This window comes from Bacillus sp. FSL P4-0334, from assembly GCF_038004825.1.
Lineage (GTDB): Bacteria > Bacillota > Bacilli > Bacillales > Bacillaceae > Bacillus > Bacillus velezensis.
On the sequence record NZ_JBBORX010000001.1, the window covers coordinates 3,377,190 to 3,391,578 of the forward strand.

At 46.2% G+C, this 14,389-nt stretch carries 15 protein-coding genes and 1 pseudogene; 5 read left to right on the plus strand and 11 right to left on the minus strand.

The features are described 5' to 3' along the window. Positions 1 to 31: 31 nt before the first annotated feature. Positions 32 to 1,300: a threonine ammonia-lyase IlvA gene (gene ilvA, locus NSQ37_RS17015; RefSeq protein WP_007612085.1), complete on the minus strand. Its 1,269-nt coding sequence runs from the start codon at positions 1,298 to 1,300 to the stop codon at positions 32 to 34. A 184-nt stretch (positions 1,301 to 1,484) separates the two neighbouring features. On the opposite strand from ilvA, the gene NSQ37_RS17020 reads away from it, so the two are divergent. Together NSQ37_RS17020 and trhA are read left to right on the plus strand one after the other, a co-directional pair. Further along, complete coding sequence (locus NSQ37_RS17020) at positions 1,485 to 2,477, plus strand: sigma-54-dependent transcriptional regulator (RefSeq protein WP_076425335.1); 993 nt, start codon at positions 1,485 to 1,487, stop codon at positions 2,475 to 2,477. A gap of 16 nt (positions 2,478 to 2,493) precedes the next feature. Then, positions 2,494 to 3,132 carry a PAQR family membrane homeostasis protein TrhA gene (trhA, locus tag NSQ37_RS17025; protein ID WP_007409529.1) on the plus strand — a complete coding sequence of 213 codons (639 nt, stop codon included), beginning with the start codon at positions 2,494 to 2,496 and terminating at the stop codon, positions 3,130 to 3,132. Positions 3,133 to 3,172: 40 nt separating this feature from the next. On the opposite strand, the gene NSQ37_RS17030 is transcribed toward trhA, so the two are convergent. The 10 genes from NSQ37_RS17030 to NSQ37_RS17075 form a co-directional block, all read right to left on the minus strand. Continuing rightward, on the minus strand, positions 3,173 to 3,796 hold the full coding sequence (locus NSQ37_RS17030) for a lysophospholipid acyltransferase family protein (protein WP_059368434.1): 624 nt from the start codon (positions 3,794 to 3,796) through the stop codon (positions 3,173 to 3,175). A gap of 21 nt (positions 3,797 to 3,817) precedes the next feature. After that, on the minus strand, positions 3,818 to 4,303 hold the full coding sequence (locus NSQ37_RS17035) for a dihydrofolate reductase (RefSeq protein WP_012117807.1): 486 nt from the start codon (positions 4,301 to 4,303) through the stop codon (positions 3,818 to 3,820). Beyond that, entirely contained in the window at positions 4,300 to 5,094 is a 795-nt protein-coding gene (locus tag NSQ37_RS17040; RefSeq protein ID WP_061582163.1) for a thymidylate synthase, read from the minus strand. The genes NSQ37_RS17035 and NSQ37_RS17040 overlap by 4 nt, the downstream gene beginning before the upstream one ends. A 100-nt stretch (positions 5,095 to 5,194) precedes the next feature. Next, the gene (locus tag NSQ37_RS17045; protein WP_072589185.1) at positions 5,195 to 5,803 is read right to left on the minus strand and encodes a YpjP family protein; all 609 of its coding nucleotides are present in this window, start codon (positions 5,801 to 5,803) and stop codon (positions 5,195 to 5,197) included. 262 nt (positions 5,804 to 6,065) lie between these two features. After that, on the minus strand, positions 6,066 to 6,836 hold the full coding sequence (locus NSQ37_RS17050; protein WP_085342101.1) for a class I SAM-dependent methyltransferase: 771 nt from the start codon (positions 6,834 to 6,836) through the stop codon (positions 6,066 to 6,068). Between the two features lie 39 nt (positions 6,837 to 6,875). Continuing rightward, the gene (locus NSQ37_RS17055) at positions 6,876 to 7,310 is read right to left on the minus strand and encodes a BrxA/BrxB family bacilliredoxin (protein WP_003153619.1); all 435 of its coding nucleotides are present in this window, start codon (positions 7,308 to 7,310) and stop codon (positions 6,876 to 6,878) included. Positions 7,311 to 7,391: 81 nt separating this feature from the next. Further along, positions 7,392 to 9,068, minus strand: a complete 1,677-nt coding sequence (gene ilvD, locus NSQ37_RS17060; protein ID WP_085342102.1) for a dihydroxy-acid dehydratase — start codon at positions 9,066 to 9,068, stop codon at positions 7,392 to 7,394. Between the two features lie 252 nt (positions 9,069 to 9,320). Further along, entirely contained in the window at positions 9,321 to 10,454 is a 1,134-nt protein-coding gene (locus NSQ37_RS17065) for a conserved virulence factor C family protein (protein ID WP_025284899.1), read from the minus strand. A gap of 68 nt (positions 10,455 to 10,522) precedes the next feature. Continuing rightward, positions 10,523 to 11,131 (minus strand): HD domain-containing protein, encoded by a 609-nt coding sequence (locus NSQ37_RS17070; RefSeq protein ID WP_085342103.1) that lies wholly within the window; start codon positions 11,129 to 11,131, stop codon positions 10,523 to 10,525. 11 nt (positions 11,132 to 11,142) lie between these two features. Beyond that, positions 11,143 to 11,625 (minus strand): glutathione peroxidase, encoded by a 483-nt coding sequence (locus tag NSQ37_RS17075; RefSeq protein WP_007409521.1) that lies wholly within the window; start codon positions 11,623 to 11,625, stop codon positions 11,143 to 11,145. 283 nt (positions 11,626 to 11,908) lie between these two features. On the opposite strand from NSQ37_RS17075, the gene metA reads away from it, so the two are divergent. From metA to NSQ37_RS17090, 3 genes and pseudogenes are all read left to right on the plus strand, one after another. Beyond that, positions 11,909 to 12,814 (plus strand): homoserine O-acetyltransferase MetA, encoded by a 906-nt coding sequence (gene metA, locus NSQ37_RS17080; protein WP_003153608.1) that lies wholly within the window; start codon positions 11,909 to 11,911, stop codon positions 12,812 to 12,814. Positions 12,815 to 13,038: 224 nt separating this feature from the next. Beyond that, positions 13,039 to 14,181, plus strand: a complete 1,143-nt coding sequence (locus NSQ37_RS17085; protein ID WP_007409520.1) for a diglucosyl diacylglycerol synthase — start codon at positions 13,039 to 13,041, stop codon at positions 14,179 to 14,181. Between the two features lie 93 nt (positions 14,182 to 14,274). Next, positions 14,275 to 14,386, plus strand: a pseudogene (locus NSQ37_RS17090) (hypothetical protein); the annotation flags it as partial. Positions 14,387 to 14,389: the final 3 nt, after the last annotated feature.

The following is a 14,389-nucleotide window of genomic DNA, read 5'->3' on the forward strand; positions in this document are numbered from 1 at the left end:
TCTGTCATTTTGCGCGTCGTTCTAAAAAAAGTCAGATTAACAGGTGGAACAGATCCTGATCTTTATTCACCTCTACGTAATGAAATCCTTTTTGATTCATCCGGGCAATGAGCGCGCCGTAATCTTCCCGATGCTTAAGCTCAATGCCGACCAATGCGGGGCCGCTGCTTTTGTTATTTTTTTTCGTGTATTCAAACCGGGTGATGTCATCATCAGGCCCAAGCACTTCATCTAGGTATTCGCGAAGCGCTCCCGCCCTTTGCGGGAAATTAACGATAAAATAATGCTGCAGCCCCTCATAAATCATGGAGCGCTCCTTCATCTCCTGCATTCTGCCGATGTCGTTATTCCCTCCGCTGACCATGCAGATGACGTTTTTCCCTTTAATCTCTTCCTTGTACAGATCAAGTGCTGACACGGACAATGCCCCCGCCGGCTCCGCTACGATGGCGCATTGATTATATAATTCGAGAATCGTGCTGCACACTTTTCCTTCCGGGACAAGCACAACGTCATCGACGACGGTTTCGAGCGTTTGAAAGGTTTCCGCGCCGATTTTTTTTACGGCCGCCCCATCGACAAATTTATCAATTTTCTCAAGTTCAACCACTTGTCCGGCTTTTTTCGATTCAAAATAGGAGGCTGCGCCCTTCGGCTCTACCGCTATGATTTTTGTATCCGGCGAGATGTTTTTCATGTACGTGCCGAGCCCGGACAGGAGTCCTCCTCCCCCTACGCTTGCAAAAAGAAAATGCGGTTCAACGTCAATGTCATTTAAAATTTCGATGGCAGCCGTTCCCTGTCCGGCCATGACATCGGGATCGTCAAACGGATGAATAAACGTACGGTTTTCTTTTTCACAGCATTCCGCAGAACTCTTATACGCATCATCGAAAGTGTCACCCGTCAATATGATTTCAACAAATTCTTTTCCGAACAATTCCACTTGGGATACTTTCTGTCTCGGTGTGGTTGACGGCATAAAAATCTTGCCGTGAATGCCGAGGTGTTTGCATGAAAACGCAACCCCCTGCGCATGGTTTCCCGCACTTGCGCATACAATTCCGTTTTCAGTCTGCTCTTTTGAGAGCTGCCTCATTTTATTATAAGCCCCTCTGAGCTTAAATGATCTGACCACCTGCAGGTCTTCTCTTTTCAAATAGATGTTGCAGCCATACCTCTCAGAAAGTCTGTCATTCCTCTGCAAAGGCGTATGTATCACAACGTCCTTTACATTTTGGTGCGCTTTTAAAATGTCTTTTACCTGGATGAGAGAGTCTTCTTTAAGCAACGGTTTCATTTACAGAGTCCTTTCTTATTTAAATCCCTATTTAATATGCCATTATAACATGAATATTCAAATAATAAGACAATTATTTTAATTTTGTAAATAAAATTAAATGAACCGATACAAGAGAAAAAGATATTTTCGATCGCACAAACGTGTTATACTTAAACCAATTAGAACCAAAAGGAGCCAATTTATGAGTGTAATTGAACAAACTGATCCTTTTTATCAGCTAGCCGGCGAACATCACACCTTTTCAGAAGCGAAACGATTGGCCTCGCAATTTGCCTTATCTGATTTGCCAGTCTTCATAACGGGTGAAGTCGGAACCGGAAAAAAACAAATGGCCAAAGCGATCCACCATAAATCCCGCAGAAACAGCGAACTATTTATTACCGTTCACTGCAGCCAAAGCGAAGAGCGGCTCGAATATGAACTGTTCGGCGCTGAAGGCGCATTAAACAGGGCCAGCCGCGGAACATTATTCTTATATGAAATCGGAGACATGCCGCTCTCGGTACAGGCCCGCCTTCTTTCCGAGCTGGATGCCGGGCTTTCCGCCCGCATCATTGCAAGCAGCACGGCGGATCTTGGCGATACCGGCGCAGAAAATACGTTCAGCCAAGATTTATTTTACAGGCTTCACGTGTTATGCCTTCCGCTCCCTGCTTTATCTGAACGAAAAAGCGATATACCGCTTCTTCTGCAGCATATGCTGACAGCCACGGGGCAGCATGTTCATATCGATCCGTCCGTTTATCCGCTGTTTGAGCGGCACACCTTTAACGGCAACATCAGGGAACTTCAAAATGCGGCGTACTATATGGCCGCGGCAGCATCCGGCAGCACGATTTATCCCGATGATGTCCCGCTGTATATCAAAAACAGCCAGAAAGCGAAAACAGCTAAGAAAAAAGAAAAACGGCTGACATTGATGGAGAAAGAAGAGTTTTTGTTTATTTTGGAATCAATTAAAGACTTAAATACAAAAGGCGAACCTGCCAGCAGACGGAGCATATCCGAATTAAGCGAAAACAGCACAATGACATTATCGCCCCAGCAGGTCAGAAACAGGCTTGATTACTTAGAAAAGATGAACTATGTGACAAAAGGCCGAGGACGCGCTGGAACAAAAATTACATTAGAAGGGTTGAGCTTTTTGCAGTCACTGCAAAAACAAATCCTTTAAAAAGGAGGACATTTGATTGTTCACAATAAAAGAAGAAATCGCAAATGCCGTCACACACGGAATCGGTGTATTGCTGTCGATTCCGGCGCTTATTTTTCTCATTATCTTCGCGGTGAAATACGGATCGCCGACAGACATCGTCAGCTTTTCAATCTTCGGCGCTTCAATGCTGCTGCTGTATCTCAGCTCGACTCTTTTGCACAGCATTCAGCATAAAAAAACGAAAGACATTCTTGAGATTGTGGATCATTCCGCGATATACGTATTAATAGCCGGAACATATACGCCATTTTTATTAGGACCCCTTAAAGGGGCGCTCGGTCTGACCCTTTTAATTATTGTTTGGTCGCTTGCCATCGGAGGCATCGTGTTTAAAATCTTTTTCGTGAAGCGGTTTATCATTTTTTCAACGCTTGTCTATTTAATGATGGGCTGGCTGATCATCGTCGCCATTAAACCGCTGTACGCTTCGCTGTCAGGCCCCGGTTTCGGCCTTCTTCTTTTCGGCGGTTTATTGTATTCCGCCGGCACAATATTTTATATTTGGAGAAAGGTTCCGTATCATCACGCCATTTGGCACAGTTTTGTTTTAGGCGGCAGCGCCTCGATGTTTTTCTGTATTTTATTTTATTGCGTCAAAGTCCCCTTTATCTGAAATAAAAAAGCACAGCCTCTCTATAGAGACTGTGCTTTTTTTATGCACGGAGCCGTTTCTGACCGGCCGGATAATAAGCGGGCTTTATATGTAATTCAATGTCAGCCGGTTTCAGCCGTTTCAGTAATCTGCCCCGCAGCAGCCGGTCTGTTCCCGAAGTGCTGACAGGCACAATCGGGAGATCGAAACGAAGGGCCAGTTCCTCCGGATTGATTTTGCCGTCTTCGGACAGAATCAGACTTTGCCCTTTTTGCAGACGGACTTCCGCCTCCTGAAACATGGCATCCCGGCTGTCTCCGTCACAAATGACACCCATCAGCCGCAGCCAATTTCCGAGAAACGGCATCCGGAAAGCTTTCTCGCCAGCGATAAAACCAGCCGGCTCTTCAAGATGTCCCGCAAGCAGCAGAAGATCAGCCGGGCGCAATCTGGGATGCACATACAATACGGGGCCGTCCGGTATCGGCTGATCATGATGAATGCCGATTGCCGATCCCGACACGTCAATGCAGCCTCTCATAAAGGCTTTCGGCCGCTCATACACCAGCCTCATCTGTTTTTGAAAAGAAAGCCGCGGGTCAAGCTCTTTTTGATTGATATATTCCTGAATATTTTTCATGAACATAAATACAACGTACATCACAAGGCAGCCGTAACGAATCAATTCTTGTCCCCCTGCTTAAACTCAATTCTTTTTCTCGTATACAAGGTACTCATAATCGTAAGGGTTTTTTTCATCTTTTACTCCCTGTTTGCGGGATGTCAATTCCCATTCAGCTTCATTAAATTCCGGAAAAAAACGGTCTCCTTCAAAGACATGGTGAATTTTTGTCATGTAGAGTCTGTCCGCGTAAGGAAAGAGCGCACTGTACAGCTGGGCGCCGCCGATTACAAAGCATTCTTCATCCGCCGGGATCAGCTTGAGCACTTCCTCAGCCGAGTCAGCGGTAATACAGCCCGGGAATGAAGATTCGTCCCGTGAGGTTACAACGATGTTACGCCGGTTCGGAAGCGGGCGTCCGATTGATTCAAACGTTTTCCGCCCCATTACAATGGTGTGGCCCGTCGTCACTTTTTTGAAATATGCGAGATCATCGGGAAGGTGCCAAGGCAGATCGTTATCTTTTCCGATCAGCCGGTTTTCATCCATCGCAAAAATAAACGAAATCATACGCTGACAGCTCCTTTTATGTGCGGATGCGGGTCATAATCCTCAATGATAAAGTCTTCAAACGTAAAATCAAAAATAGAATCAACATTTCGCGCAAACCGCAGTTTCGGCAGCGGACGGACATCCCTTGTCAGCTGCAGATTCACCTGCTCCACATGGTTTTGGTAAATGTGGACGTCTCCGAATGTATGAACAAACTCACCTGGTTCAAGTCCCGTCACATGCGCGATCATCAATGTTAAAAGCGCATAAGACGCAATATTAAACGGCACGCCGAGAAAGACATCCGCTGAGCGCTGATAAAGCTGACACGACAGTTTTCCGTCCGCGACATAAAACTGAAACAGGCAGTGGCAAGGCGGAAGCGCCATATGATCAATTTCGCCGACATTCCAGGCGCTGACGATTAAACGTCTGGAATTCGGGTTTGTCTTGATGTCATGAATCAGCCGGGAGATTTGATCAATGGTCTCGCCGTCCGCTCCGCGCCACGAACGCCATTGAGAACCGTAAACCGGTCCGAGTTCTCCGTTTTCATCCGCCCATTCGTTCCAGATGCGGACTCCGTTTTCCTGAAGGTAGCGGACATTCGTATCTCCTTTTAAAAACCAAAGCAGCTCATGCGCGATGGACTTAAAATGGAGCTTTTTCGTCGTAAGCATCGGGAAACCTTTCTGAAGGTTAAACCGCATTTGGTAGCCGAACGTGCTGATCGTACCCGTTCCCGTACGGTCTCCTTTTTTTTCTCCGTTTTCTAACACATGACGGCACAAATCTTTATATTGTTTCATTTTTTTTCATCCTTTTAAAGTAGTCTTTTAGTAGTGTAACACAATAAAAAATCATTTCTGCAAAATTTCTCAGAAATGATTTTTTTATTTCTTCTCGCTATTACACGCTCATCCAGTCAGGCGGCGTATTGCGGTCCCAGTAAATGCTGCCGAGCTCATGATGTGATTGAAATCCGTCTTCAGCGGTATGGTAATGAAAATTAAACCAGTAGCCGTCTTGCGGGGGATGATCCCGGCGGACGTGGAACCTTAAAAGATCTTCACCCGTCAGCCTGTTATACACATGAAAAATTTTTTCAGTTTTTCCGGCCGACGGTTTGCTGGAAATAACCACATCCTGATACGCTTCATCATCTTGAAACTTGGCTAAATGTCCTGTGATCACATCTTCGATTTTCGGCAGAATTTCACTTCTGTAATCATCTTCAATGACCGGAGAGATTTTGCTGCCGAATTTTAAAAATGATTGATTTTCAGCATCACCGAGAAGCTGCTGCTGATACGATTGAAACAGAAATTCAGGCTCCCGCCCTGCCTTCTCTTCTCCCGGCAGGGCGTGTTCATCATAAAAAGCGGTGTAATCATTCTGCTCAAGACTGCTCGACTGTCCTGAAGGCTTGTCTGTCATCAAAGCAGCCGGAGGAGACACGAGTCCGAACGTTACAATGGTAAACAGAACCACAAGGGTCTTTTTCATCCACAATTTCATGACAGATTGTTCCCCTCTGTTTTATTGTCCTCTTTTCCTTTATTTTAGCATAGATGAAAGCGCGGCGTCATGTCCGGCAGCGTATTATCATGCAATATGGGAAATTGGTAACTGTGACTGAGCGGATAAACCGCTTACAATAAGAAGGAGAAAAAGGAGGGGATGAGATGATTAACGCTTTATTTGCGACTGTATCACTTCTCACGCTGCTTTATTTTGTCGTTATGGAAATCACTGATTAACGAAAAAGAAGCCCATGATATCATGAGCTCACATGGATGACACCAAAGTGGAAAAGCGCCGTCTTTCTTTTCAGCACCTTGAAGCCGTATCGTTCAAACCGCGGGCTTTTCCAATGGTCTTTAAGCACTACGCATTTTTTCGCCGCCCGGACGGCTTGCGTGATGCACTCTTCGTTAAAACCCTCTTCTGCCAGCGCGCGGAGCGGTGCAATGCCGTCTGACGTTTCTACAGGTTCGTGAAACATCGGGTCAAAATAAATGACATCTACCGATGAATCAGGAAGCTCCCGCAAATAATCGGCGCAGTCGGCATGTTTGACCTGAATGCGTTTCATGGCGGTTTGGAGCTGCTCCATTCCGGTTTCCCACGTTTGAAGTCCTGTTTCTACAAGCAATGAGACAAGCTTGTTTTTCTCCAGGCCGATGACTTGTCCGCTTTTTCCGACTGCCAGGCTTGCCAAAATCGCATCGGATGCCAGGCCGAGCGTACAATCTAAAAAGGAATCCCCTTCGCGTAATCCGGCTGCTTTTAACAACGGCTCGGCTTCACCTCTCAAAAACCGCTTTGCGCGGAACATCGCTGTATTCGGGTGAAAAAAGAACTTCTCCCCTTGCTTCGTGTAAAGTTCGAACCGTTCCTTTCCGATGACTAAAAGATCGTTAGCCGCTCGTTCCAGCATTTTTTCAATGGGCTGTTTATTGCGGCTGCAGTAAGTGTCACCCAGCTTGACACTGAGTGACTGCGCTGTGTGTATCGTATATTCGCTTGGTCTGTAACTCGTTGTGATCATTTTTTTCTCCAAAAAGAAAATGCCCGGAATTCGGGCATTTCAGCAGTGCGCATCGAAGGCATCCGTCAGATTTTTCATAATTTCCTCCATGTCATGCCCTTCGATTTCGTGGCGGGGAATAAAATGAACGACCTCTTTCCCTTTTAACAGCGCCATTGAAGGCGAGGAAGGTTCCTGCCCCGTAAAATATTCACGCATTTTTGCAGTTGCGTCTTTATCTTGACCGGCAAATACGGTAACCGTATGATCAGGCGCTTTTTCATGCTGTAAAACAGCCTGAGTCGCAGCCGGACGGGCAAGACCGGCAGCACAGCCGCACACGGAGTTGACAACGACCAATGTCGTGCCCTCTGCCTGTTCCATAAAGCTTTCTACTTCTTCAGCAGTCGTTAATTCCTGAAAACCCGCACCCGTCAGCTCACGGCGCATCGGCACGACCAGCTGGCGCATATATTCTTCATAAGCCATTGACATAAAAAAGCCCCCTCTAAAATCCTTATATGAAGTCAAGGATACTATAGAGGGGGCCGGAATTCAATTGTTCAGGCCTCTGTTTTATATTTTCATGATTCCGCCTGTATTGGCGCTTGTTACGAGTTTGGAATACCGGGCTAGATATCCTGTTTTTACTTTCGGCTCGAAGCCTTTCCATTCGGCTTTGCGTTTTTCCCATTCTTCTTCAGGCACTTGTACGTCCAAAATCCGTTTTTCTATGTCAACGATGACATGGTCGCCGTTTTCTACGAATGCGAGCGGGCCGCCTTCAGCCGCTTCAGGCGATACATGCCCGATTGAAAGGCCCCGGGACGCTCCTGAAAAACGGCCGTCTGTAATAAGCGCCACTTTCGGGCCAAGCCCCATTCCGACAATCTGAGACGTCGGAGCGAGCATCTCCGGCATGCCCGGGCCGCCCTTTGGCCCTTCATAACGGATAATGACAACATCTCCTTCTTTTACTTTGCGGTTTATAATGCCTTCAAGCGCGGCTTCCTGGGAATCAAAGACGACAGCGGGCCCTTCATGTCTTGTAATCCCGTCCTGTACGCCGCCTGTTTTGATAATGGCGCCGTCCGGAGCCAGATTCCCAAATAGGACGGCCAAACCGCCTTTTTCGGTAAACGGATTGTCAATGGGATGAATCACGTCATAATCCTTTACTTCATGACCCGCAATTGTTTCTCCGAGTGTGCGGCCTGTTACAGTCAGCGCGTCAAGATGAAGCGCTCCTTCTTTTTTCGCCAATTCATTAAGGGCCGCCGAGACTCCGCCCGCTTCGTGCAGATCCTCAATGAAGACGTCCGAGGCCGGCGCCAATTTCGATATGTGAGGCACTCGTTCAGCCACTTCGTTAATGCGTTCTAAAGAGTACTCAACCCCAGCTTCATTGGCAAGCGCAAGCGTATGAAGCACAGTGTTGGTTGAGCCGCCGAGAGCCATGTCTAACGCAAATGCGTTGTCAATCGCTTTTTCGGTGACGATATCGCGCGGCTTAATGTCTTTTTTGATGGTCTCCATCAATTGGGCCGCTGATTTCCTCACAAACTCTCTTCTCTCCGGTGAAGTTGCTAGAATTGTTCCGTTTCCAGGAAGCGCCATACCGAGCGCTTCAGACAGACAGTTCATGGAGTTTGCCGTAAACATGCCCGAACAAGATCCGCACGTCGGGCAGCCGAACTGTTCCAGCTCCTGCAGGTCGCTTTCACCGATTTTCCCGGCTTGATATGCGCCGACGCCTTCAAATACTGAAGAAAGCGAAATTTTGCGGCCGTCGCTTGTGCGGCCGGCTGCCATCGGCCCCCCGCTGACAAAAATGGTCGGAATATTAATCCGCATAGCCGCCATCAGCATTCCCGGCGTAATTTTGTCGCAGTTCGGAATGCAGACCATTCCGTCAAACCAGTGAGCCGAGACGACCGTTTCAACTGAATCGGCAATGATTTCGCGGCTCGGCAGCGAATATCTCATACCGATATGCCCCATCGCGATTCCGTCATCTACTCCGATCGTGTTAAATTCAAAAGGCACACCGCCCGCTTCCCTGATTGCTTCTTTTACGATTTTTCCAAATTCCTGCAGGTGAACATGCCCGGGAACGATATCGATGTATGAATTACAGACCGCGATAAACGGTTTGCCGAAGTCTTCTTCTTTTACGCCGGCAGCGCGAAGAAGGCTGCGGTGCGGCGCTCTGTCAATTCCCTGTGTGATCATGTTGCTGCGTAATTCTGCCATGGTGATCCCCCTACTGTTTTTAGACTGTGCGCTATTTTTAAAATTTTCAGTTTATTCTAGGGCGCGTTCTGCAAATTTTACAGTGTCTTTGCCCTGTCTCGCTTTTCTATTCTTTCTGTATTTCGATAAAAACCCTCCAACAATTAATATTGTACTTACTATATAGAGTTTTGAATCATTTTTCAACAATATTCTAAATAATTTTTATAAAAAGTGAATTCAAATAAAAAAGGTGCATGGCGCACCTTTTTGTTATAACTGTTCTTTTTTTCTGCTTTCAGTCATCTGTTTCCAGACTGAACCTTTCGCCTCTTCTCCGTGCTCAATCCGTTCAATCGCCATTTTGACTTGCAGGCTGACTTCGAATTCCGGATCGTCTTCCGCCGCTTTTAATGCTTCCAGCGCGCTTTCATCGCCGACTTCATATAAAAACATGGCCGCGCGCCAGCGCACGAGCTTGCTTGAGTCACTGAGCGATTTAATCATGGCCGGGATGGCGCTCGCATCGCCGAGATCCGACAGACAGTCACCAGCCGTCCTTCTGACCGTCACCGTTTTGTCTTCAAGCGCTTTGTATAACAGCGGAAGCACAGACGGCTTTTCGATCATTCCCAAATAAACGACGGCTTGTCTTCTGATCGAAGTCTTCGGATCATGCAGCGCCTTTTCCAATACTGGTAAATCGTCTTCATCCGGATCCATTTGCTCAAGATGGGCATAGCGCTGTTTCCAGTCTTCATCATCAAGCATGTCCAGTGTCACTTTATAAGCTTTCCGCTGCACTGCAGGTCTGGCCTCACCCTTTTGCTGTGCGGCTGCTTCTGTCAGGCGTTTGAGCCGCTCATCACTGTAGGCGGCCTGAAGCTCTTCTGTGACATCGTGTCCGATTTCGGTAAAATCTCCGAAGCGCACGCCTTGTTCTTTCCAAGTCCGCTCAAATACAACATTTGAAGCTTCGGAACGCAGCTTTAAAATGGCTTCTTGGAAACGTTCCGGAAGGCCGAAGCGCTCTTCACGTTCGCCGTCCGTCAATTTGACCTGCATCGGGATTCCGCTGAACATTTGTACGAAAACTTTCACTTCACCGAACGATTCCTGTTCAGAACGGCTCTCAGACTGCTCCGTATGTTCCATTCCGAAGGCGGAACGGACCTGAGGCAGAATTTCCTTCCAGTCAAAACGTGCGTTTCTCTCCACAGCCAGGAAATCGGCAACGTGATAAACGCCCTTTACTCCTTCAATGTTTAAAATATCACGTACGACAACCGGAGCATCATCTGCCTGATCGGGCTTGTAATTGTTGCTTTTCCCTGCCGGAAGCTCTTCAGTCAAAATCACTTTCATCGTGTTCGGACTCGGCGTCGGTTCTATTGATTTAATCTTCATATTGGTCCTCCTATGCGCAATCTGACACTTATTCTAACATAGTCGGCACAAGCGTTCTATTGCGCCGCTTAGCTTTTGCAAATGCCGGCTTCTTTTTGGATACGGGCGGCGAACTGCAAAAGAAATTGATGCCGCTCCTCTGCTAAACCGGCCCCCGCTTTTGTATTCATTAAGCCTTTAAGCTTGATTAATTTATCCTCTATATGGGCCAGCACACTTGTTTGAGTTCCGTACATCGGATGACCCTTCGCCCCGGCAAACATAAAAGCCCTGCCGATGCCCGCTGCGCCGATCGCATCAAGCATGTCTGCATCCTGAACAACTTTCCCCTCCAATGAAAGCGGCCGCTTTATCAGCAGTTCCCTGTGTCTGAATGACATTCTCGTGATAATATCCGTGATCTCCTGAATGGAGCCATCCGCGATGTTGAAAGCAGCCAGCCGTTCTGTCACTTCGCCTGCCGTCAGCCTTTCGCTTTTTTCGAGCTTGGCGTCAATCAGATCATGAACCAGCGCGGCCGTCTCAGTGATAAATAAGTCGGCGCCTTCTTCTTTTGCCATATAAACAGAAAGTGTTGCGACCCGGGAAATATGAAGCCAGTCATGGCCCGTTCGTTCATTGATAAGCTTGTCTCTGACCCAATTCCTGACGCTTTCCAGCTGCTCTTTTTCGTTCACCGTATCACCTCTTATCGGGCCAAAAGCCTCTGCACCGTATCTTCAAGCTCTTTTGGGTTGACGTTCGGTGAAAAACGCCCGGTGACTTCACCGTTTCGGTCCACGATAAACTTAGTGAAATTCCATTTGACCGCTTTTGTGCCGAGCATCCCCTTCGCCTGCTCCGTCAGATATGTGAAGAGAGGATGAGCGTCTGCTCCATTGACATCAACTTTCGCAAACATCGGGAATGTGACTCCGTAGTTTTTCACACAGAACTCTTGAATTTCCGCTTCGTTTCCAGGTTCTTGGTTCATGAATTGGTTGCAGGGAAATCCCAATATTTCAAGACCTTCCTCCCGATATGTATCATAGAGCTCCTGAAGCTGCTTGAGCTGGGATGTGAACCCGCATTTGCTTGCTGTATTCACAATGATCATCACCTTGCCTCTGTAAGCCGATAGCGTCATGTCTTCGCCTGTTATGGTCCGTACGTTTATATCGTAAATTGTCATCTGCGGCCCTCCTTTTTACATTCTCCATTTATTTTACCTGTTTTACACTGCAAAACAAACGGAAACCGCTTTTTCCTTCCACTTAACGGAAAACGTTTTTTTCGAGGAACCAAACGGCTCTTTACCCGTCATAATAAAGAGCCGCTCCGAATTTATGCCCATTTGCCGCTTTTATCCCTGTCATTATGCGTTAAATGCGGTTTATTACGCCGGGATGGATTGAAAAATGGCTTAAAAATTTCTATAATGAAGAAAATTAACGGGGAATAACGGAGGTGGCATGTTGCCTATTAATATACCAAATCACCTGCCCGCTAAGCAGGTGCTTGAAAGTGAACACATCTTTGTAATGGATGAAAGCCGGGCTTTTCATCAGGATATCCGGCCGCAGAAGATCGTGATTTTAAATCTGATGCCGAAAAAAATCCAAACGGAAACCCAGCTCCTCAGGATGCTTGGGAATTCACCTTTACAAGTTCACTTTACGTTCTTAATTCCGAGCACACATACTCCAAAAAATACGGCAAGGCAGCATCTGGATGAATTTTATACGGATTTTTCCAGCATCCGCCACAAACGGTTTGACGGAATGATTATTACCGGGGCTCCGATTGAGCACCTGCCGTTTGAAGATGTTTCTTACTGGGAAGAATTGAAGGAAATCATGGAATGGAGCAAAACGAATGTCACTTCAACCCTCCATATCTGCTGGGGCGCTCAAGCCGGTTTATACTATCATTACGGCATTGAGAAAGTGGAGCTGCCGAAAAAAATCTTCGGTGTGTTTGAGCATACCGTTCTTAAAAAACATGAGAGATTGGTAAGAGGATTTGACGAGCTATACTATGTGCCCCACTCACGGCATACAGATATTAATACGGAGCAGCTGCAATCGGCTTCGGATCTGGATGTGCTCAGCGTTTCAGAGGAAGCGGGGGTCTGTTTAATCGTTTCAAAAGACGAAAAACAGATTTTCTTAACGGGTCATCCGGAATATGATACCGATACGCTACTTCAGGAGTATGAGAGAGACATAGAGAGAAATCTTTCAAACGTAGAAGCTCCTAAGCACTATTTTGCGCCCGGCGGGAAAGAACCTGTTAACCGCTGGAAAGCTCATGCAACGTTATTGTTTATGAATTGGCTGAATTATTACGTATATCAGGAAACCCCGTATGAATGGGATTAATTTTTGTTTTGAGTGATACGGTGACAAAAATATGATAAAATACTCTTGATTCAGTATGCGTATAACAAAACTTTAAAATAATGGAACATATCAATTAAATTTAGTTTAAATATGTTGCCGCGCTTATTATAAAATGATGCACTTGTGTTATGTTTATCTATAGACAATAACTCCTTACGATGCATGAAGCTTGCTTGTTGTTGATTACATTGAGGTGAATTTACTTGAATACCAATAAAAAAGTATTAATTTTGACTGCAAATTACGGAAACGGGCATGTTCAAGTGGCCAAAACGCTCTACGAACAGTGTCTGCGTCTCGGCTTAGATGTGACGGTTTCCAATTTGTATCAAGAGTCAAATCCGATTGTTTCAGAGGTTACTCAATACCTTTATTTAAAAAGCTTCTCAATCGGGAAACAGTTTTATCGTTTGTTTTATTACGGAGTTGACAAAATCTATAATAAACGCAAATTCAATATTTATTTTAAAATGGGAAATAAACGTTTAGGCCAGCTCGTCGAAGAGCATAAGCCGGACATTATTATCAATACATTTCCGATGATTGTCGTACCGGAATACAGACGGAGAACCGGAAAAGTGATCCCGACGTTCAACGTTATGACCGATTTCTGCCTTCACAAAATCTGGGTTCATGAAAATGTTGATAAATATTATGTCGCCACAGATTACGTGAAGGAAAAACTGATTGAAATCGGCACTCACCCGAACAACGTAAAGATCACGGGCATTCCCATCAGGCCTCAATTCGAGGAATCAATGCCGAAAGAGCCGATTTATAAAAAATACAATCTCTCTCCCGACAAAAAAGTTCTTCTTATTATGGCGGGAGCGCATGGTGTGCTGAAAAACGTAAAAGAACTGTGCGAAAATCTCGTTCATGACGATCAGGTGCAGGTTGTGGTGGTATGCGGCAAAAACAGCTCGCTGAAAGAATCCCTCAGCAGCTTGGAAGGTGACAATGCCGACCGGCTGAAAGTTCTGGGCTATGTAGAAAGAATTGACGAGCTGTTCCGTATTACGGACTGCATGATCACGAAACCGGGCGGCATCACACTGACGGAAGCGACGGCGATCGGAGTACCCGTTATTTTGTACAAACCGGTTCCCGGGCAGGAAAAAGAAAACGCCATTTTCTTTGAAGATCGCGGTGCGGCTGTTGTGGTCAACCGCCACGAAGAAATTTTAGAGTCTGTCACCTCCCTTCTTGCGGATGAGGAGAAGCTGAACCGGATGAAGGACAATATTAAAAGCCTTCACCTCCCCAACTCTTCTGAAGTCATTTTGCAGGACATTATAAAAGAATCTGAAATGATGGCCGGGAAGGCGGATATGGCATTATCGTAAAAGAAAAGCACACGAATGATTCGTGTGCTTTTTGTTTTTTCCGGTTAAGCTTTGTTACTGGAAAAATAAAGATAAAAAATAGGGAGCGGCCGCTTGACGTCCGCTCCCATATGGTGTATAGTTGAACCATCATTTAACAACGTTTACATACGTACGGTTGGATGATGACAAAATTTTTTTTAGCACGAAGGTGCTACAGTACTAGGAG